This is a genomic window from Micromonospora sp. GCM10011542 (assembly GCF_042650685.1).
Taxonomy (GTDB): Bacteria; Actinomycetota; Actinomycetes; order Mycobacteriales; family Micromonosporaceae; genus Micromonospora.
This window is the reverse complement of the sequence record NZ_JBHSBO010000050.1, coordinates 19,171-37,661: the sequence shown is the minus strand read 5'-3', so window position 1 is coordinate 37,661 and position 18,491 is coordinate 19,171. Positions and strand designations below refer to the sequence as shown.

The 18,491-nt window shown below is 72.4% G+C and carries 20 protein-coding genes; 6 read left to right on the top strand and 14 right to left on the bottom strand.

Translation table 11 applies throughout. The features are described 5' to 3' along the window. Window positions 1-149: 149 nt before the first annotated feature. From ACFOW4_RS18520 to ACFOW4_RS18480, 9 genes are all read right to left on the bottom strand, one after another. Window positions 150-1,376 (bottom strand): hypothetical protein, encoded by a 1,227-nt coding sequence (locus ACFOW4_RS18520; protein WP_377529333.1) that lies wholly within the window; start codon window positions 1,374-1,376, stop codon window positions 150-152. Beyond that, window positions 1,369-2,175 (bottom strand): sugar phosphate isomerase/epimerase family protein, encoded by an 807-nt coding sequence (locus ACFOW4_RS18515; RefSeq protein ID WP_377529331.1) that lies wholly within the window; start codon window positions 2,173-2,175, stop codon window positions 1,369-1,371. The genes ACFOW4_RS18520 and ACFOW4_RS18515 overlap by 8 nt, the downstream gene beginning before the upstream one ends. Continuing rightward, window positions 2,172-3,323, bottom strand: a complete 1,152-nt coding sequence (locus tag ACFOW4_RS18510; protein ID WP_377529330.1) for a dihydrodipicolinate synthase family protein — start codon at window positions 3,321-3,323, stop codon at window positions 2,172-2,174. The genes ACFOW4_RS18515 and ACFOW4_RS18510 overlap by 4 nt, the downstream gene beginning before the upstream one ends. Continuing rightward, entirely contained in the window at window positions 3,320-4,471 is a 1,152-nt protein-coding gene (locus tag ACFOW4_RS18505; protein ID WP_377529328.1) for a Gfo/Idh/MocA family protein, read from the bottom strand. The genes ACFOW4_RS18510 and ACFOW4_RS18505 overlap by 4 nt, the downstream gene beginning before the upstream one ends. A 38-nt stretch (window positions 4,472-4,509) precedes the next feature. Further along, window positions 4,510-5,265: an ABC transporter ATP-binding protein gene (locus ACFOW4_RS18500; protein WP_377529727.1), complete on the bottom strand. Its 756-nt coding sequence runs from the start codon at window positions 5,263-5,265 to the stop codon at window positions 4,510-4,512. A gap of 43 nt (window positions 5,266-5,308) precedes the next feature. After that, complete coding sequence (locus ACFOW4_RS18495) at window positions 5,309-6,316, bottom strand: ABC transporter substrate-binding protein (protein WP_377529326.1); 1,008 nt, start codon at window positions 6,314-6,316, stop codon at window positions 5,309-5,311. 23 nt (window positions 6,317-6,339) lie between these two features. Further along, window positions 6,340-7,302, bottom strand: coding sequence for an ABC transporter permease (locus ACFOW4_RS18490; protein WP_377529324.1), 963 nt, complete (start codon window positions 7,300-7,302; stop codon window positions 6,340-6,342). Window positions 7,303-8,000: 698 nt separating this feature from the next. Then, entirely contained in the window at window positions 8,001-8,717 is a 717-nt protein-coding gene (locus ACFOW4_RS18485) for a cupin domain-containing protein (RefSeq protein WP_377529322.1), read from the bottom strand. Continuing rightward, window positions 8,710-9,054, bottom strand: coding sequence for a cupin domain-containing protein (locus tag ACFOW4_RS18480; protein WP_377529320.1), 345 nt, complete (start codon window positions 9,052-9,054; stop codon window positions 8,710-8,712). Before ACFOW4_RS18480 ends, ACFOW4_RS18485 begins: the two co-directional genes overlap by 8 nt. 94 nt (window positions 9,055-9,148) lie before the next feature. Here ACFOW4_RS18480 and ACFOW4_RS18475 point away from each other — a divergent pair, with 94 nt between their 5' ends. Further along, window positions 9,149-10,270: a LacI family DNA-binding transcriptional regulator gene (locus ACFOW4_RS18475; protein ID WP_377529319.1), complete on the top strand. Its 1,122-nt coding sequence runs from the start codon at window positions 9,149-9,151 to the stop codon at window positions 10,268-10,270. Then, window positions 10,267-11,286: a phosphotransferase family protein gene (locus tag ACFOW4_RS18470; RefSeq protein WP_377529316.1), complete on the top strand. Its 1,020-nt coding sequence runs from the start codon at window positions 10,267-10,269 to the stop codon at window positions 11,284-11,286. The genes ACFOW4_RS18475 and ACFOW4_RS18470 overlap by 4 nt, the downstream gene beginning before the upstream one ends. Before the next feature lie 66 nt (window positions 11,287-11,352). Here the strand turns inward: ACFOW4_RS18470 and ACFOW4_RS18465 are convergent, their stop codons facing one another. Then, a complete protein-coding gene (locus ACFOW4_RS18465; protein ID WP_377529315.1) occupies window positions 11,353-12,027 on the bottom strand; it encodes a fasciclin domain-containing protein in 675 nt (224 codons plus the stop codon). A gap of 134 nt (window positions 12,028-12,161) precedes the next feature. Here ACFOW4_RS18465 and ACFOW4_RS18460 point away from each other — a divergent pair, with 134 nt between their 5' ends. Next, window positions 12,162-12,647, top strand: coding sequence for a GNAT family N-acetyltransferase (locus ACFOW4_RS18460; protein WP_377529313.1), 486 nt, complete (start codon window positions 12,162-12,164; stop codon window positions 12,645-12,647). A 185-nt stretch (window positions 12,648-12,832) separates the two neighbouring features. Here ACFOW4_RS18460 and ACFOW4_RS18455 read toward each other — a convergent pair whose 3' ends face one another. Next, window positions 12,833-14,119: an MFS transporter gene (locus tag ACFOW4_RS18455; protein WP_377529310.1), complete on the bottom strand. Its 1,287-nt coding sequence runs from the start codon at window positions 14,117-14,119 to the stop codon at window positions 12,833-12,835. Between the two features lie 102 nt (window positions 14,120-14,221). Here ACFOW4_RS18455 and ACFOW4_RS18450 point away from each other — a divergent pair, with 102 nt between their 5' ends. Together ACFOW4_RS18450 and ACFOW4_RS18445 are read left to right on the top strand one after the other, a co-directional pair. Continuing rightward, on the top strand, window positions 14,222-15,427 hold the full coding sequence (locus ACFOW4_RS18450; protein WP_377529309.1) for an NAD(P)/FAD-dependent oxidoreductase: 1,206 nt from the start codon (window positions 14,222-14,224) through the stop codon (window positions 15,425-15,427). Next, window positions 15,424-16,350 (top strand): RNA polymerase sigma-70 factor, encoded by a 927-nt coding sequence (locus tag ACFOW4_RS18445; RefSeq protein WP_377529307.1) that lies wholly within the window; start codon window positions 15,424-15,426, stop codon window positions 16,348-16,350. Before ACFOW4_RS18450 ends, ACFOW4_RS18445 begins: the two co-directional genes overlap by 4 nt. Before the next feature lie 25 nt (window positions 16,351-16,375). Here the strand turns inward: ACFOW4_RS18445 and ACFOW4_RS18440 are convergent, their stop codons facing one another. The 3 genes from ACFOW4_RS18440 to ACFOW4_RS18430 form a co-directional block, all read right to left on the bottom strand. Continuing rightward, entirely contained in the window at window positions 16,376-16,858 is a 483-nt protein-coding gene (locus tag ACFOW4_RS18440; RefSeq protein WP_377529306.1) for an SRPBCC family protein, read from the bottom strand. Continuing rightward, entirely contained in the window at window positions 16,855-17,178 is a 324-nt protein-coding gene (locus ACFOW4_RS18435; protein WP_377529304.1) for an ArsR/SmtB family transcription factor, read from the bottom strand. Before ACFOW4_RS18435 ends, ACFOW4_RS18440 begins: the two co-directional genes overlap by 4 nt. 148 nt (window positions 17,179-17,326) lie before the next feature. Further along, on the bottom strand, window positions 17,327-17,887 hold the full coding sequence (locus ACFOW4_RS18430) for an NADPH-dependent FMN reductase (protein ID WP_377529303.1): 561 nt from the start codon (window positions 17,885-17,887) through the stop codon (window positions 17,327-17,329). A gap of 138 nt (window positions 17,888-18,025) precedes the next feature. Between ACFOW4_RS18430 and ACFOW4_RS18425 the strand changes: the two genes are divergently transcribed. After that, window positions 18,026-18,490 (top strand): MarR family winged helix-turn-helix transcriptional regulator, encoded by a 465-nt coding sequence (locus tag ACFOW4_RS18425; RefSeq protein WP_377529302.1) that lies wholly within the window; start codon window positions 18,026-18,028, stop codon window positions 18,488-18,490. The last annotated feature ends 1 nt before the right edge of the window (window position 18,491 follow it).

Below are 18,491 nucleotides of genomic sequence, written 5' to 3'. Positions count from 1 at the left end.
GCCACGAGACTCCTCTCGATTGCTCCCTTGTGGAGCGGCTCTAATCGATCGCGAACCGTCTATGGGAGCGCTCCCCATCGAGGTCCCAGAGGCTGGTCGACGGTTTGCGCGGTGTTGCGGATCGCTGGTGCGTATAAGATCACATCGCGTCAGCCGTGCGTCTGAGCCGTACCGGAGACATCGGTCAGACGCCGCCAGAGCAGGGTGCACGCCCCGGCCAGGGCCAGACCGAGCAACGGAGCGACGGCGACCCCGGCGAGGGTGCAGGCGACCGCCAGCAGCGCCGACGGCACCCAACACCAGGCGGGCACGGTCTGCGGCGCACGACCGCGGCGACGGGCGGCGGCTTCCACGGCCATCGGCACCACCAGCACCGGCAGCGCGGCGGCCAGCAGGGTGAGCCAGGGCAGCACGAGGCGGTCGAAGCGCGCCACCGCCAGCACCCCGCCGAGCACCGCGATCGCGAGCATGGCCGCGCGGGACGGGACCCGCGGCACCAGGCCGCGCATCGCCAGTGACCCGGAATACGTGGTGGTCAGCGCGGCGGCGAAGACCGCCACGGCGACAAAGAGATTCGCGTACGCGGCCAGCCCCGACCCGGCGGCGAGCAGCGCGACCACGTCCGCGGAGCCGGTCCGCAGCCACAGGCCGACGCCGGCGAGCACCCCGAGCAGCGCCGGTCCGACCAGCAGCCCCACGCACCAGGCCAGGTCGCGCCGCCGGGCCAACCCGACGCTGAAGTCCGGCGCGCGCAGCGCGAAGACGGCGACGTAGCCGATCAGCGCGGCGGCGTCGGCGAGCCCACCGGCGGCGACGCGGACCGGCGCGCCCGGCGGCGGCAGCGCGGTCAGGCACCAGCCGACCAGCACCACCGCGCTGAGCGTGGTGAGCACCGCGACCCGGTTGCCGAGCCGGGCCGGCGCCCAGGACACGACGAGGACCGCCACCTCCAGCAACGCCGGCCCGGCCCAGGCCGGCAGGTGCGCCAGGGCGGCCAGCGAGGCACCGCCGAGCCCGACGTTGAACCCGTTCCAGCCGACCATCGACACGGTCAGCACGGCAGCCAGCAACAACCGCGAGGTGTTCCCCAGGTATCCGGGCAGCACCCCGGTGAGCGTCCCGCCGTCGCCCAACGGCCGGCGCAACCCGATCCGGCCCTGCCACCACAGCAGCGCCGCCATCAGCGCGCTGCCGAGCAGCAGCCCGGCCAGCGGCACCGCGCCGCCGTGCCGAGCGGCCATCGCCGCGCCGAGCACCAGCGTGGCCGGTGCGGTGCCGATGCCCAGCCAGGCGCCGACCGCCGCCGGCCAGTGCCGCCCGTCCACGGCGACCGGAGCCGGCTCCTGCGCCTCGACGGAGGGGCGTCGGTCAGACAACGTGGCGCAGGTAGCCGGCGATCGAGGCGTCCAGCACCGCACGGCCCGGGCGTGCCCACACCTCGGCGTTGAAGACCTCGACCTCGATCGGGCCGACGTAGCCGGCCGCGTCCACCGCCTCGCGCAGCCGCCGCAGCTCGATGCACCCGTCGCCGGGCAGCGCCCGACCGAGCAGCACCCCCTCCGGCAACGGGGTCACCCAGTCGCAGACCTGGAAGGCCGCGATGCGCGGGCCGGCCCGGTCGATCTGGGCGTACACGGTGTCGTCCCACCAGACGTGGTAGGCGTCCACGACCACACCGACCACCGCCGGGTCGAACCGCTCGGCGATGTCCAGCGCCTGGCCGAGGGTGGCGATCACACAGCGGTCGGCGCAGAACATCGGGTGCAGCGGCTCGATGGCCAGTCGCACCCCGGCCGCCGCGGCGTGCGGGGCCAGCTCGCCGATCGCGTCGGCGACCCGGCGCCGCGCGCCGTCGACGTCCCGGCTGCCCGGCGGCAGGCCACCGGAGACCAGCACCAGCTCACCCGCGCCCAGGGTGGCCGCCTCCTCGATGGCCCGCAGGTTCTCCGTCCGCCAGTCGTCGGCGGCGAAGAAGCCACCGCGGCAGAGCGAGGTGACGGTGAGGCCGGCGTCGCGGACCAGCTTCGCCGACCGGGCCAGCCCGTGTTCGGCCACCGGCTCGCGCCACAGCCCGATGCCCGGCACCCCGGCCGCGACGCAGCCGGCGACCACGTCGGGCAGCGGCCAGTGCTGGGCGGTGGCCTGGTTGAACGAGAACCGCTCCAGGCCGCTCATTGCGCTACGCCTGCGACCGAGAACAGCGCCCGCGCCCGGGCGGCGGCCAACTCGGCGTCGGGCAGCAGCCCGGCGGCGTCGGCCAGGGTGAGCAGGGTGGCCAGGTGCGCCGGGGAGCGTCCGGACTGCGCGCCGCCCACCATGGTGAAGTGCTCCTGGTGCCCGGCGAGCCAGGCCAGGAACACGATGCCCGTCTTGTAGTGCCAGGTGGGCGCGGCGAACAGGTGCCGGGCCAGCGGTACGGTCGGCGCGAAGATCTCCTCGTACGCCGGCAGTTCCCCCCGGTCCAGGGCGGCGAGCGCGGCGGCGGCGGCCGGCGCGATGGCGGCGAACACGCCGAGCAGCGCGTCGGAGTGGCCCACCTCGTCGCCCCGGATCAGCTCGGGGTAGTGGAAGTCGTCGCCGGTGTAGAGCCGGACTCCGGCCGGCAGTCGGCGGCGCAGCGCCACCTCCCGGCCGGCGTCCAGCAGCGACACCTTGATTCCGTCCACCCGGGACTGGTGTGCCTTGATCAGCTCCAGCACGGTGTCGGCGGCCAGGTCGAGGTCGGCCGCACCCCAGTAGCCGGTCAACGCCGGGTCGAACATCGGACCCAGCCAGTGCAGCACCACCGGCTCGTCGGCGGCGGTCAGCAACTCGTCGTACACCCGTAGGTAGTCCTCGGGGCCGCGGGCCGCGGCCGCCAGGTGCCGGCTGCACATCAGCACCGGCCGGGCGCCGGCCGCGCGGACGTCGCCGAGCTGCTCGAGGTACGCCGCGGTGACCTCGGCCAGGGTGGCCGGGCCGACCGGCAGCTGGTCGGTGCCCACGCCGGCGACGATCCGCCCGCCCACCGCGCGGGCCTCGGCGGCGCTGCGCCGGATCAGCTCCCGGGTGGCCGGGTAGTCCAGCCCCATGCCGCGCTGGGCGGTGTCCATCGCCTCGGCCACGCCGAGCCCGTAGGACCACAGGTGCCGGCGGAAGGCGAGCGTGGTGTCCCAGTCCACCGCGGCCGGCGCGCCGGGCACGTTCTCCGCGCCGGGATCGGCCACCACGTGCGCGGCGGCGTACGCGATCCGGCTGGTCGCCGGCCCGGCCGGACGGGCGTACCCGCTCCCCCCGGCCAGCCGGTACCGGCGTCCGCCGGGTAGCACCACCTGCCCGGTCACGGGTGCAGCTCCGGCACCTGGAGGCGGACGCCCTCGCGGGCCGAGCGCAACCCCAGTTCGGCGAGTTGCACGCCGCGCGCGCCGGCCAGGAAGTCCCAGCGGAACGGCTCTCCGGCGACGACGTGCCGCAGGAACGCCTCCCACTGCACCTTGAAGCCGTTGTCGAACTCCTCGTTGTCGGGCACCTCGGTCCACTGGGCGCGGAAGTCCTCGGTGACCGGCAGGTCCGGGTTCCACACCGGCTTCGGGGTGACCGCCCGGTGCTGCACCCGGCAGCGGCGCAGTCCGGCGACGGCGCTGCCCTCCGTGCCGTCGACCTGGAACTCGACCAGCTCGTCGCGGTACACCCGCACGCACCAGGACGAGTTGAGCTGGGCCACCACCCCGCCGTCGAGCTCGAAGACGCCGTACGCGGCGTCGTCGGCGGTCGCCGGGTAGCGGCGGCCGTCCTCGTCGACGCGCTCCGGCACGTGGGTGGCGGTGACGCAGGAGACCGCGGCGATCCGGCCGAACAGCTCCTCCAGCACGTAGTGCCAGTGCGGGAACATGTCGACGACGATGCCGCCGCCGTCCTCGGCCCGGTAGTTCCAGGACGGACGCTGGGCCGGCTGCCAGTCGCCCTCGAAGACCCAGTAGCCGAACTCGCCGCGCACCGAGAGGATCCGGCCGAAGAAGCCGCCGTCGATGAGCCGCTTGAGCTTGCGCAGACCCGGCAGGAAGAGTTTGTCCTGCACCACCCCGGTGCGTACGCCGGCCGCGTCGGCCGCCCGGGCCAGGTCGAGCGCCCCGGCGGTGTCCTCGGCCAGGGGCTTCTCCGTGTAGATGTGCTTGCCGGCCTCGATGGCCTGCCGGATCGCCTTCTCGCGCTGCTGGGTGACCTGGGCGTCGAAGTAGATCTCGACGTCGTCGCGGGCCAGCGCCGCGGTCAGGTCCGTGGTCCAGTCGGTCAGCCCGTGTCGCTCGGCGAGCTCCCGGAGCTTGGTCTCGTTGCGCCCGACCAGGACGAGTTCCGGCCAGATGGTCGTGCCGTCGGCCACCGTCACGCCGCCGGAGTCCCGGATGGCCAACAGCGAGCGGACCAGGTGCTGCCGGTACCCCATCCTGCCGGTCACGCCGTTGACGATGATGCCGATCGACCTGCGGGTCATGGTGTTCCTTTCATCGTTCTGTTCGTGCCGATCCGCGCTCAGTGGTTGGCGGCCGCGCTGCCGAGCAGTCCGCGCAGATCGGTGGCGAGCCGGTCGAAACGGGGATCGGACATCACCTGTGCGTAGTCGCGGTGCGCCGGCAGCTCGACCGGGAAGGTGCGGATGATCCGGCCGGGCCGCGCGCTCATCACCACGACCCGGGTGCCGAGGAAGACCGCCTCGGCGATGGAGTGGGTGACCAGCACCACCGTCGTGCCGGTCTCCCGCCAGATCCGGTGCAGCTCGGCGTTCATCTGCTCACGGGTCAGCGCGTCCAGGGCGCCGAACGGCTCGTCCATGAGCAGCACCGGCGGGGAGTGCAGCAGGGCGCGGCAGAGCGCCACCCGCTGCTGCATGCCACCGGAGAGCTCGTGCGGCAGCGCCTTCTCGAAACCGGTCAGGCCGGTCATCGCGATCAGCTCGTCGGCCCGACGGGCCGCCTGCGTCCGGTCCATGCCGCGCATCTCGGCCTGGAGCAGGATGTTGGCCCGCGCGCCGCGCCACTCCAGCAGCGCGGCCTTCTGGAAGACGAAGCCGATCTCCTTCTGCGGCCCGCGCACCGGGCGACCCAGCAGCGACACGTCGCCGCTGGTCGGTCGGACCAGCCCGGCGACGATCTTCAGCAGCGTCGACTTGCCGCAGCCGGACGGCCCGACGATGGTGACGAACTCCCCCGGCTGGATGTCCAGCGACACGTCGTCCAGGGCGGTGGTCTGCGATCGCTTCGAGGTGAACCGGACGGTCAGCCCGGACATCTCGATGGCGGTGCCGGTACGCACCGGCGCGGTGGTCACCGGGTCACCCCTGCGCCGCGTACGAGGCGTCCCAGTACGCGTCCGGCTTGCCCGGGTCCTTCAGCTCGGCGTACTTCGACATCAGGTCGACGGTCTCGGTCCACTGGGCGTCGGTGTTCACCCCGGGCGCGGCGTCCGTGCCGATCAGCGGCAGGGCCAGGGTGAGCTGCTTGGTGAGCACCTCGGCCGGGGGTTCGTTCTCGGCGAGGGCGGCCATCGCGCTCACCGCGCCGGCGCTGTCCTTGGCGGCCTCGGCCCACGACTTCTGGGTGGCCCGGACGAACTTGCGGGCCAGCTCCGGGTCCTTCTGCAACGTCTGGGTGTTGGCGACCAGGCCGGTGCCGAGCAGGTTCATCCCGTAGTCGGCGAAGAGCAGCACGTCGACCTTCTTGCCGGTCTTGTTCTCGATGGTCGGCGCCTGGTCGTGGAAGAAGCCCATGATGGCGTCGACCTTGCCCTCGGCCAGCGCGGCGATCTTGCCGGCGGCGTCGACGTTGACCACCTTGACGTCGGTCTGCTTGAGGCCGTTCTTCTCCAGCCAGGCCGGGAAGGTCGCGTAGAGAGCGTCGCCCGGGGTGCCGCCGACGGTCTTGCCCTTGAGGTCGGCGGGAGCCTTGATGTTCTTGTCGGCGAAGAACTCCACCGACGCCGGGCCCTTCTCCAGGTACGAGCCGAGGCTGCGCACCGGCATCCCGCTGGCCACCGACTTGAGCAGTACCGGGCTGTCCGCCCAGCCGAAGTCGGTCTGCTTCTGGGCGACCTGCTTGATCGTGTTGCCGGAGCCGTTACCCGGCTGGATGGTCAGGTCGATCCCCTCGGCGGCGTAGAAGCCCTTCTGCAGTCCGTAGTAGAACGGCGCATGCTCGCCGTAGGGCACCCAGTTGAGGGTGAGCGTGACCTTCTTCTTGCCGTCGGCGCCGGTGGTGCCGGACGACTCGTCCCCGCCGCCGCAGCCGGCGGCGGCGAACAGCAGGGCGGCGGTGGCCAGGATGGTGGTGGCGGTGCGTTTCATCGGTGCCTCCGTGATGGGGTCGTTCAGGAGGTGGTGAGCGGCACGCCGGCGCGGCGGCTGGCGTGCCAGGGAATGAGCAGCGCCTCGGCGATCTCGACGAGGACGAACAGGACGATGCCGATGGCGGACATCAGGATCAGGTCGGCGAAGAGCAGCGCGGAGTCGAGGTTGCCGTTGGCCAGCAGCAGGACGTAGCCGAGCCCTTCGCTGGCGCCGACGAACTCGCCGACCACGGCGCCGACCACGGCGAGGGTCACGGCCACCTTCAGGCCGGCCATCAGGTGCGGCAGCGCGTTCGGGAACCGGATCTTGCGGAAGGTACGCCACGGCCCGGCGCCCATCGTGGCGGAGAGGTCGAGCAGCTCCGGGTCGGTGGAGCGCAACCCGGCCACGCCGGAGATGACAACCGGGAAGAACGCGATCAGCACGGCCAGGATGATCTTCGGGGTGAGGCCGAGACCGAACCAGACCACGAGCAGCGGCGCGATGGCGATCTTCGGGATCACCTGTGCGAACAGGACGATCGGGTAGAGCGCCTTGTCGAGGGTGCGGGAGTAGGCGATGGCCACGGCCGTGGCCAGCCCCAGCACGGCGGCCAGGACGAAGCCCAGCACCGTCTCGTAGAGGGTCACCAGGGTGTGCCGGCCCAGCTCGGACCACTGCCCGGTGAGCGTGCTCCAGACCTGGCCGGGGGTGGGCACCAGGTAGTTCGGGACGTACTCGCGGGCGGCGACGAACCACCACGCCACGAAGACGGCCGCCAGCACCAGCGCCGGACGCCACAGCGCGTCGGCGAAGGCCAGCGCCCGACGGCCGAGCGTCGGGCGTGGCGGACGGCCCCCAACGCCGGCCGGCAGACCGGCCACAGTGGAAGACCCTGCACCGCCGCCGACGGTCGGTGGATCGGCCGACGCGGTCGCGGCGGAGTCACCGGCCGCCGTCGCGGCGGCCTGTCGGCCCGCCGTGTCCAGAGCGTTCTCGGTCACGCGGAACCTCCTCGGAGCCCGGCACGACACCCGTGGACCGGGCAGGTCGGCGGATCAGGCAAACGCTTTCCTGGAGCGTAGGCGGCCCCTCGACCCCAGGCAAGGCCTTTCCTCGATCTGTTTTCTACCCGGTGCGCCAACGTCCACTGACGATCCGGAGACGGTCCGGCACCGACTTGGCACGAGCCATGACGCCGGACATGAACGACCAGTCCAGACCGGACCGCGGCAGCGCGATTAAGCGGCAAGGACTGACGTGAGCCGCCGTCCGGCCCGACCAAAAGCAGCCGATCGAAGCAACGAGGACTCGACATGAGCGGTCGTCCGGCCGGCAACGGCAACGGCAACGGCAACGGCCGAGATCAACTCGAGGTCAAGGAAACCGGGTGATCCCCCTGCCCCGGACACCCGACATCAAGTAAATCGAGTCGATCAACCAAAAAGGCAGGGTCCGTCGCCCGAAGGACGGCCCAGCAGCGCCCGCGTCGCACGGACGGCGACCCCCACGGGGGTGGGGCCTGCCGTGCCCGGCGCAGGGATCAAGCCTGACCGCCCGGAGCCGGGCACGGCGGGCCCCACCCCACCCACGACCCACAGCGAGGATCAGGCCTCACATGGCGCAGCGAGGTTCAGGCCACAGTGAGGCCCCACGACGCACCGCGAGGACCGGCGAGGCGCCCGGTATCTGAACAGGACCGTCAGGCGGCAGCCGGATAGGTGTCGAGCAGGCCGCACATGCCCAGCCGCCCCCGCTCCACCGGTTCTGGCACCGTGTACACCCCGGCCTGCCCGAGGTGCCCGGGGTCACCCCGGTCGAGCGCGTCGAGCTGCTCACCGGTGGCCGCTGCGGCCCGACCCGCGCCACTCCCCCACCGTTCGCGCCAGCGCGGAAGCAGCGGCCGGCGCAGCGTGAGCGCGGCCCGGTGGAACGCGGCCAGCGCGGCGGGACCACCGGCGCGCAACTCGTGGAAGCCGGTCACCGCCAGGTCGCGGCGGCGGTACGCGGCCGAGAGGTCGGCGCCGGGCGCTCCCCCGTCGGGCAGCGCCGCGGCTGCGGCGTAGGCCTCCGGATCGGCCAGCACTTCGGGCGGGAAGGTGAGCACCGCGTCGCCGGCCTCGGGCAGGCCGCTGTTCTGCATCAGCACCACGATGGTCAGTCCGCCGCCGTTGACCAGGCGGTGCACCGTGCCCGGCTCGAACCAGACCACCGCGCCCGGGTGCAGCGGGGTTTCCCGGTAACCGGTGGTGGTGAGGGTCTGCACCGCGCCGGTGCCGTCGGTGACCACGTACCCCTCGGTGCAGCACAGGTGCACGTGCGGGGTGCCGCCCACCACGCCGTCGGGGGCGGCGGTGTCGTAGACGCGCAGCCGGGAGATCCCGATCCCGCCGGGCAGCGGGGCGGGCCGGTCAGGCATCGAAGTGCTCGTCGGTGTCGTCCGCGGCGGGCAGCGAGACCAGCAGTACGGTCAGGTCGCCGATCGCCCGGTGCCGGCAGCCGGGCTTGATCAGGAACGCGGACATGGGCCGGGCCGGGTGGCGTACCCCGTCCAGCTCGACCTCGCCCTCTCCGGCCAGCACGATGTAGTACTCGGTGGCGACCCGGTGGTGGTGGGTGACGGCGTTCTGCACCTGGAGCAGGTGGATGCTGGACTCGCCGCCGCTCTCCTCGATGAAGCCCCGGCGGGTGGTTCCGCAGGAGCAGCGTTTGGTGGGGAGTTCGTCGAGCTGGAGTACCGCGTAGCGATCGGACATGGCCGGGCCTCCCTGCGGGAAAGGGCTTTCTCTGCGGTACGGTGACGCTAGCCGGCGCGGCGAAACGCCGTCAACAGCGATCGAGGGGGCGGCCATGGCGACCCTGTCCGACGTGGCGCGACGGGCGGGCGTCTCGCCCGCCACCGCCTCCCGAGTGATCAACGGCAGCAGCAAACCCGTCACCGACGACCTGCGCGAGCGGGTGCTGGCGGCCGTCGCCGAGTTGCAGTACGTGCCGAACGCCCACGCCCAGCTGCTGGCCCGCTCGCACCGCAGCGCGGTCGGCGTGATCGTGCACGACGTCTCCGACCCGTACTTCGCCGAGATCACCCGGGGCCTGCAACGCGTCGCCACCGATCGGGGCCGGCTGCTGATGATCTGCAACAGCTACCGGGATCCGGAGCGCGAGCTGGAGTACGTGGAGTTGCTGCGCGGGCACCAGGTCGCAGCGTTGATCCTGGCCGGCTCGGGCTACCACGACGCCGCGTACACCCGGCAGCTCAACGAGAAGCTCGCCGCGTACGAGGCGACCGGTGGTCGGGTCGCGGTGATTGGGCGGCACGAGCATTCCGGCGACGCGGTGATGCCGGACAACCGCGCGGGCGGCTACCTCGCCGGGCGCGAGCTGTGCGAGCTGGGGCACCGGGCGATCGGCGTGGTGGCCGGCCCCCGGATCCTCACCACCACCACGGACCGGCTGACCGGGCTGCGCGAGGCCCTGGCCGACCAGGGCCGGGAGCTGCCCGAGCGACGGATCCGGTACGCCGAGTTCGACCGCGACGGCGGCGCCGAGGCCACCGCCGCCCTGCTCGACGCCGACCCGGAGCTGACGGCGATCGTGGCGCTCAACGACTCGATGGCCATCGGCGCGCTGGCCGCGCTGCGGTCCCGGTCGGTGGCCGTGCCGCAGCGGGTCTCCGTGGTGGGATTCGACGACATGCCGATCGCACGGGACGTCACTCCGGCGCTGACCACGGTCCGGCTGCCGTTGGTCGACATGGGTGTGCGCGCCATGTCGCTGGTGCTGGCCGATGACGTGCGGGGGCCCCGGGTCGAGGTGTTGCCCGCCGAGCTGGTGCGCCGCGACAGCCTCGGCCCGGCCCCCGTCGGGTCCGAGATGGACGTCCACACCGCCCGCGTCGGTGCTGAGCCGGTCCGGCAGCGGCGTACGGTCGCTCGGAGCCGGCCGGCGCGGCGGGGTGACGCCGCGCCGTGACCGGGGGCAGCCCGACCCAGCGTGCCCTCACCACGCCGGAGGTGGCACACCTGATCCGCTCCTCGTTCGGCGCGGACACCGGCCTGCGCGACGCCGGTCCGCTGGGCGGCGGCGGGTACGCCACCGTCTGGTGGGCGTTGCTCGACGACGGCCGCCGGGTGGTGCTGAAGCTGGCCCCGCCGCCGGGTACGCGGCTGCTCCGCTACGAGCGCGGGCTCTGCGCGGCCGAGGCGCGCTACTTCCGGCTGGTCGCCGAGCGCGCCCCGGAGGTGCCCGTGCCACCGGTGCTGCACCATGGCACCGATCCGGCCTGTGGCGAGTGGCTGGTCACCGGAATGCTGCTCGGGCGGTCGCTGCCGGAGCTGGCCGCGGTCGACATGTCGACCGACGACGGCCCGGTGCGGTTCGACCACGGCGCGGCCCTCGCCGCGCTACACCGGATCACCGGCGACCGGTTCGGCTACGAGGGCGACCGGGCGGCGGGGTCGACCTGGCCGGAGGCGTTCACCGCGATGCTCGACGCGCTGCTCGCCGACGCGGCGGACTGGGACGTCCGTCTACCGGTGTCCGCGCGGCGGCTACGTGCGCTGGTCGGTCGCCACCACGCGGTGCTCGCGCGGGTACGCCGCCGGGCGCTGCTGCACTTCGACGGCTGGGACGGCAACCTGCTGGCCGCACCCGGCCCGGACGGCCGACTCCGGCTCTGCGGGCTGGTGGACGGGGAACGGTTCCTCTACGGCGATCCGCTGCTGGATCTGGTCTCCCCGCTGCTCTACCGACGGGTCGAGGACGAGCCGGAGCATCCGCTGCTGCGCGGCTACCGCAGCGTCGGTGCCGAGCCGCTGGTGCTGGACGGGTCCGCCCGGCGCCGGCTCGGGCTCTACCGGCTGCACCTCTACCTGTTGATGACGGTGGAGATGCCCAGCCGCGGCATGACCCCGCAGAGCCACCCCCAGCGGCACGCCCGGCTCGCGGGACTGCTGGACACGGAAATCGCCGCGCTCGACCGGGACTGACCCCGGCGGCGCGGCACCCGGCGGCGGGTGGCGTCCGACGCGCGGTCGGACGCCACCCAACCTTGGTCAGGGCAGGTCGATCGGGCGCAGCACCCGGTCCACGGCGTGCGCGATCTGCCGGTTGCCCTTGTTGACGTCGAAGGCCACGACCCGCGCGTCGCGGTCGTCGGTGTCGGCGTCGGCGTCGGCGTCGATCAGCCGTACCTGGCGGAAGTAGTGCCAGTAGGTCCGCACGTCCACCTCGACGGTGGGGCCGAGCGCGGTGGTCAGCTGCGCGCCGTCGGCCTTGACGGCCGCCATGTGGTCGATCGTGGCGCCCGGCACCACGTGGTACAGCAGCACCGTCTCCACGGTGTCGATGCCCAGCCCGGCGACGGCGGTGAAGGCCGCGCTCTCGCTGGGCAGCTTCCGGGCGTCGGTGATCTCGCGGACCAGTTGCTGGAACGCGGCGTCGTTGGGGATGAACGCGGTCAGCGCCACCGTTCCGTCGGTGAGCACCTTGACCGGCGAGTTCGGCTTGGCCTCCAGCACGGCCAGCACGGCCGCGGTCAGCACGTCGAAGTCACGCGAGTTGTGGTCGAAGCCCCTGCGGTCCTTGGTGAGCACCTGGGCGAGCGACTTCGTACCCAGCGGCTTCGGCTTGCCGGTGGCCTGGGCGGCCGGCACGGCGACGGCGGTGGTGGCCAGCGCGGTGGCCATGGCGCCCACCGCCACCCGGGCGGCGAGTCGTGCGATCTTCATCAGCGGGCCTTTCGTCGGAGCGACCAGATCCGTGACGTTTCGTCACGATCCATGCTTCGCACCGGGTGTGTCGCCTGGATGCACCTGGGGACAAACGAATTGCCCGCGCCATGCCGCGGCCGTAGCCTCCCCCGGTGCAGATACAGGAGTTCGTCGCGGAGGACTGGCCGCAGGTGTGGCCGATCATCGAGGAGGTGATCCGGGCGCAGGAGACTTTCCCCTATGACCCGGCGATGACCGCCGAGCAGTCGTACGGCATGTGGGTGGAGGCGCCGCCGGGGCGGACCGTCGTCGCGGTCGACGGCTCGCGGCTGCTCGGCACCGCCAAGATGGGCACCAACCGGCCCGGGCCCGGCTCGCACGTGTCCACCGCGAGCTTCATGGTGGCCGCCGAGGCGCGCGGCCGGGGCGTGGGCACGGCCCTGTGCCGGGACGCCCTGGAGTGGGCGCGACGCCAGGGGTACGCCGGAATGCAGTTCAATGCCGTGGTGGAGAGCAACCGGTCGGCGGTCGAGCTGTACCGGCGCGAGGGTTTCGGCATCGTCGGCACCGTGCCGGGCGCCTTCCGCCACCCCACCCTCGGCCGGGTCGGTCTACACGTCATGTACCAGGAGTTCTGACCGCTCGTCGTCCTGCGCCCCGGCGCCTGCGGCAGTTCGGGCGGGTGACGGCAGTGTGCTGGCGGGTGCCTGTCGAGCTGCCCCACATCTGGGGCAGCTCGACAGGCACAGTGGACGGGTGATCCGGGAGGACGGCCCGGCGCAGTTCTGGCGTCCGTCGCGCCGCCAGGGTCGACCGGCCGCGCCTACCCGGGCTGGCCGACCAGCGCGGCGTCCGGCGGTCGCTGCGCGGGAGCGCCGGCGTGGCGGATCGGTGTGAACAGCCCGGCCACCGCGACCAGCAGACAGCCCGCCCCAGCGACGAGGGCGGTCGTCGGGACGCCGTACCGGCCGGCGGCCCAGGTGAGCACCGCCGCTCCGGCCGGCCCGAGTGAGTAGTGCGTGCTCCAGAAGGCCGACGTGACGCGGCCGAGCAGGTGGTCGGGCGTGATCTCCTGACGCAGCGACATGGAGCAGATCCCGCCCACGCTCAGGCAGCACAGGTAGACGGCGGTCAGCACGGTGACGGCCGGCACGGTCCCGGCCAGGCCGACGCCCGCGAGGGCGAGACCGCAGATCGTGTGCGCGCTGATCCAGGTGACGCCGAAGCCCCGCCGGCGGCGCAGCGGCGCGACCAGCAGCGCCCCGGCGACCGTGCCGAGCGCCGCCAGGCCGAGCACGGTGCCGACGGTGCCGTCGGAGCCGCCGAGGTCGTGCTTGACGTGGTAGACCAGCACGTCGGTGAAGCCGTAGGTCAGGAAGATGAAGACCGACAGCAGGACGGTCAGCGAACGGAGCACGGGCTGCCGCCACAGGAACCGCGCCCCGGCCAGGAACTCGGCCAGCGGACGCTCCCGGCGGTCGGCGGCGTGAGCCGACGTGGCGTCGTCGGCCGGGGTCGGACGCAGCCGGATCAACCACAGACCGGCGGCCGAGAGCGCGAAGCTCGCCGCGTTGACCGCGATGGCCGCCGCCGGGCCGAACCGAGCGGACACCACGCCGGCGAGCAGCGGTCCGGCCACGGCCGCCGCCGCGTACGTCGCCTGCAGCCGTCCGTTGGCCTCGGTGATCCGGTCCCGGTCGACCAGGTTGCGCACCGCGGTCACCGCGGCGACCTGGAAGACCATCCCGGCCGCCTCGCAGATCGGCAGCACCACGAAGAGCAGCCAGACCTGCGGGCCGGCGAGCCAGGCCAGCGGCACCAGGGCGTAGAGCGCCAGCCGGGCCAGGTCCGCCACGATCATCAGGGTCCGCCGGTCGTACCGGTCGACCAGCACGCCCCCGAAGATCCCGGCGGCGACGGACGCCGCGCCGGCCACGGCGGTGAGCAGGCCCATCCGGGCCACCGAACCGGTCGCCTGGAGCACCAGCAGCGGCACCGCCAGGTAGGCGAAGGAGTCGCCGGCGGCGGAGAGCGACTGCGCGGCCCAGTAGGTGCCGAACGTACGGTCCCGCCACAGTGGTGCCCGGACCGCACCGGCGCCTCGGCTCATGGCGACGACGATAACTGTGCCGTGGGTCACGCCGCTGCCGTGTCACGGACCGATGGTCTGCACGCATCTCGTGGTCGTCAACACGACGAGAGGGGCGCAACGATGAGCACACAGCACGAGGCCGGGACGGTGACCGGGCACCGCGTCCTGATTCTGGGCGCGGGGTACGCGGGTCTGGCCGCGACGATCCAGCTCGCGGCTCGCGTCAAGCGGCGCGGGGGCGTACGGGTGACCCTGGTGAACCCGCAGGAGCGGTTCACCGAGCGGTTGCGGCTGCACATGACGGCGACCGGGCAGCCACTCGCCGAGATGGACATCCCGACACTGCTGGCGGGAACGGGTGCGCAGTTCGTGCGGGGCTGGGTGACGGCGGTGGACGCGCACGCGAAGACCGTGCGGATCGACGACAGTCGGGTGCTGCACTACGACACGCTCGTGTACGGGTTGGGCAGCGTGGCCGACACGGCGGTGGTGCCGGGGGTCGAGGAGCACGCGTACACCCTGAACAGCGCCGACGACGCCCGGTGGCTGGCCGACCGGCTGGCGCGGCTCGGCGGCGGCACGGTGGTGGTGGCCGGCAGCGGGCTGACCGGCGTCGAGTCGGCGGCGGAGATCGCCGAGCGGTACCCGGAGGTGACCGTCGTGCTGGTGGGCCGGCAGGAAACCGGCGCGGGCATGAACCCGAAGGCCAGGGCGTACCTGCGGTCCGTCCTCGACGGCCTCGGGGTCCAGGTGCGCAGCGGGACGGCGGTGGTGAAGGTGCTGTCGGGCTCGGTGGAGCTGGCGGGCGGCGAGCACATCGCCGCCGACGTCGTCCTGTGGACGGCCGGTACGCGGGTGTCCCCGCTGGCGGCGGCCGCCGGTCTGACCGTCGATGACCGGGGTCGCGTCGTCACCGACGCCGCGCTGCGGTCGGTGTCGCACCCCGACGTGTACGCGGTGGGCGATGCGGCCGCGATCCGCCAGGGCTACGGCGTCATGCACGGCACCTGCCAGGGCGGCATGCCGACCGGCGTGCACGCCGCGGTGTCGATCGTCCGCGCGCTGAAGGGCCAGCAGCCCAGGCCGTTCCGGTTCGGCTACTACCACCAGCCGGTGAGCCTGGGGCGGCACGACGCGATCGTGCAGTTCACCCACCCCGACGACACCCCGCGCCGGCTGTGTCTGACCGGCCGCACGGCGGTCTGGTACAAGGAGACGGTGAGCGCATCGCCGTGGCCGACGTACCGCCGCATGAAGAAGATGCCCTCCTCGGGCGCGTTCTGGCCCCACGGCGGCCGCTTCACCCGGCTGCGGGCCGCGCGGTGAACCGCCCGCACCCCGATCCCGGGCCCGACCAGCAGGCGTTCAACGACCATCGCAACCTGCTGTTCGCGGTGGCGTACCGCATCCTCGGCACCGCGGCGGACGCCGAGGATGCGGTGCAGGACGCCTGGATCAAGTGGTCGGCCGCCGACCGCTCCGCGGTGGCCGACCCCAAGGCGTACCTGGCGCGGATCGTGTCGAACCTCGCGATGCAGCGGCTGCGCTCCACCCGGCATCAGCGCGAGACCTACGTCGGGCCGTGGCTCCCGGAACCCATCCTGACCAGCGGCGACACCGCCGACACCGTGACCGACGCCGAGTCGGTGTCGATGGCGATGCTGGTGGTGCTGGAAACGCTCAGCCCGATCGAGCGCGCAGTGTTCGTCCTCAGGGAGGTCTTCGACTTCAGCCACGCCGAGATCGCGGAGGTGGTGGAACGCTCCGAGGCCGCGGTACGCCAGGCCGCGCACCGCGCTCGCGAGCACGTGCGGGCCCGGCGCCCGCGCTTCAGCGCCGACCGGTCGCGGCAGCGCGAGGTCACCGAGCGGTTCTTCGCCGCCGCGACCGGTGGCGACATCAACACCCTCATGGAGTTGCTGTCCCCCGACGTCACCCTGTGGACCGACGGCGGCGGCAAGGTCCGTCAGGCCCTGCGTCCGATCCTGGGGGCACGAACGGTGGCCACCTGGTTCGCAGCCATCGGCACCGTCGCCTACCAGGGCGTCCAGCCCGCCGACATGCAGGCCGAGGTGGTCGAAATCAACGGCGGCCCGGGTCTGGTGTTCCGCGGCGCCGGCCGCGTGATCGCGACCGTCACCGTCACCGTCGACGCCGACGGCCGCATCAGCGCCATCCACAACGTCGCCAACCCCGACAAACTCCATGCCGTCGCCGGCGGCACCACCCACGCCATCGGCCCGAACTGACCGCTCGGCGGGTGCCCGGCCGCGGTCAGCTGCCGGCGGTGAACAGGGCGGCGTACCGGGCCAGGTAGAGCGGCCATCCTTCGTCGTGGCTGACGCCGTCACGGACGGCCTGCCAGCCGGGTCCGTGTCGGTCGAGGTGGCGGTGCTCCAGCTCCACCCGGGTGCGGTGCGGCCCCTCGGCGACGAACGTGACCTCGACCTCGCTGGTGTTGTCCGGCTCGGTCTCGACCTGCCACTGAGGGCTGATGTCCCAGCTGAACACGACCCGGTCCGGCGGGTCGTAGGCGAGGACGCGGGCCCAGCGGCACTCGGTACCGTCGACGCCCCGGTCGTAGATGTGACCGCCGACCTTCGGCTCGAAGACGGTCTCGGCGATCGCCACGCCGAGGAGGTTGTGCTCCGGCGGCTTGAAATCGCCGAACCGCTCGGTGAACACGGTGAAGGCCCGTTCGATCGGCACGTCGACAACGATCTGTCGGCGGACCACCATGTCTGCTGCCTGGGTCATGACCCCTCCTCGGTGGGTTGTTCGGCCACGTCCTGGTAGCTGTCCAGGGCGCGGTTCCAGAACGTTTCGAGCTGATCGCGCAGTGCGGCCACACCTGCCGGGTTGAGTCGATAGACCCGGCGGGTGCCGACTGCGCGGTCGGTGACCAGGCCGGCGTCCTTGAGCACCTTCAGGTGCTGCGAGACCGCTGGTCGGCTGATGGGAAGCGCTTCGGCGAGTTCGCCGACGGCCCGCGGCCGTTCGGCCAGGCAGGCGACGATGGCGCGCCGGTTGGCGTCGCCCAGCGCGTCCCAGACATCATCAGCTTGGTAAGTAGCCACGAACGGTAAGTTACGACTTACGCTTTCCCCAGTCAAGCACCGGAGGCCGGCGACCGACCGGGGCGGAACCGCCCACCGGAACGCTGGATACACGAAGACGGCCGCGGGAAGGGATCCCGCGGCCGTCTCCGGATTGGTGCGAAGGTGCTCAGCGCTTGCGCAGCGGGGCGAGCGCGGAGCTCCAGGCCACGACCTGGTCGAGGGTGGCGTTGAGCGAGTCGACCTGGTGCTGGTTCGGCTTGAAGACGCTGAAGTTCTCGAAGTCGGTGAAGAGCGACAGCGCGACCTGGGACCGCACGTCGGCCATCTGGAGCTCACCGGCGATCAGCCGCAGGTGCTCCACGGCCCGCGCGCCGCCGAGGGCGCCGTAGCTGACGAAGCCGACGGCCTTGTTGTTCCACTCGGCGAAGAGGAAGTCGATGGCGTTCTTCAGCGCACCCGAGGTGGAGTGGTTGTACTCCGGGGTGACCATCACGAAGCCGTCGAACGAGTCGATGGTCTCGGCCCAGCGCAGGGTGTGCGGCTGGGTGTACTGGCCCATCGAGGGCGGGTACGCCTCGTCGAGGTGCGGCAGCTTGTAGTCGAGCAGGTCGATGAGCTCGTACTCGGCGTCGGTGCGCTGCTTGGCGACGTCGAGGGCCCAGCGGGCGACGGCTTCGCCGTTACGCCCCGGGCGGGTGCTGCCGAGGATGATCCCGATCCTGGTCATGGTTGGTGCCTTTCAGAAGTCCGTTGCGGGCGTGGTGAACGCTAGCAAGTGATTGTTTGGTCAAGCAATAAAGCGCCCTATGGTTACCGTCACAGGGCGAGGGCCGGATTGTTTCGTCAAGCAACTAGGATGGATGGCATGGCCGGTACGCCCGAGAAACACCTGCAACCCCTCGACGCCGACGAGGAGGCGCTGGTCCGCGCCCTGGGCCGGGTGATGTATGTCCTGCCCCGGACGATCGACGCCGACATGGTCGGCGAACGCCAGCTGCCCCTCACCGAGTACACCGCGCTCATGAACCTCTCCGAGGCGCCGGGCCGGCAGATGCGGATGAACGAACTCGCCGCGGCCTGCCAGCTCTCCCTGAGCGGGATGACCCGCACGATCAACCGCCTCGAGTCCCTGGATCTGGTCAAGCGGGTCCGGTGCACGGAGGACGCGCGCGGTTGGAACGCCGTCCTCACCGATGCCGGCTTCGCCCGCCTCGAAGAGTCCTGGCCGAGCCACCTGGCGTCCGTGCGACGACGGTTCCTGGACCACTTCGAGGGATTCGATCTCGCCCAGCTCGCCCGCGCGTTCCGGAAGGTCGGCACGGCCGACTGAG

Excerpts from the sequence above, each read along its gene's own strand:
- ACFOW4_RS18500 (WP_377529727.1), bottom strand. The coding sequence starts at position 5,265 with ATGTCCGGGCTGACCGTCCGGTTCACCTCGAAGCGATCGCAGACCACC.
- ACFOW4_RS18515 (WP_377529331.1), bottom strand. The coding sequence starts at position 2,175 with ATGAGCGGCCTGGAGCGGTTCTCGTTCAACCAGGCCACCGCCCAGCAC.
- ACFOW4_RS18455 (WP_377529310.1), bottom strand. The coding sequence starts at position 14,119 with ATGAGCCGAGGCGCCGGTGCGGTCCGGGCACCACTGTGGCGGGACCGT.
- ACFOW4_RS18430 (WP_377529303.1), bottom strand. The coding sequence starts at position 17,887 with ATGACCAGGATCGGGATCATCCTCGGCAGCACCCGCCCGGGGCGTAAC.
- ACFOW4_RS18465 (WP_377529315.1), bottom strand. The coding sequence starts at position 12,027 with ATGAAGATCGCACGACTCGCCGCCCGGGTGGCGGTGGGCGCCATGGCC.
- ACFOW4_RS18450 (WP_377529309.1), top strand. The coding sequence starts at position 14,222 with ATGAGCACACAGCACGAGGCCGGGACGGTGACCGGGCACCGCGTCCTG.
- ACFOW4_RS18485 (WP_377529322.1), bottom strand. The coding sequence starts at position 8,717 with ATGCCTGACCGGCCCGCCCCGCTGCCCGGCGGGATCGGGATCTCCCGG.
- ACFOW4_RS18440 (WP_377529306.1), bottom strand. The coding sequence starts at position 16,858 with ATGACCCAGGCAGCAGACATGGTGGTCCGCCGACAGATCGTTGTCGAC.
- ACFOW4_RS18505 (WP_377529328.1), bottom strand. The coding sequence starts at position 4,471 with ATGACCCGCAGGTCGATCGGCATCATCGTCAACGGCGTGACCGGCAGG.
- ACFOW4_RS18475 (WP_377529319.1), top strand. The coding sequence starts at position 9,149 with ATGGCGACCCTGTCCGACGTGGCGCGACGGGCGGGCGTCTCGCCCGCC.
- ACFOW4_RS18495 (WP_377529326.1), bottom strand. The coding sequence starts at position 6,316 with ATGAAACGCACCGCCACCACCATCCTGGCCACCGCCGCCCTGCTGTTC.
- ACFOW4_RS18480 (WP_377529320.1), bottom strand. The coding sequence starts at position 9,054 with ATGTCCGATCGCTACGCGGTACTCCAGCTCGACGAACTCCCCACCAAA.
- ACFOW4_RS18425 (WP_377529302.1), top strand. The coding sequence starts at position 18,026 with ATGGCCGGTACGCCCGAGAAACACCTGCAACCCCTCGACGCCGACGAG.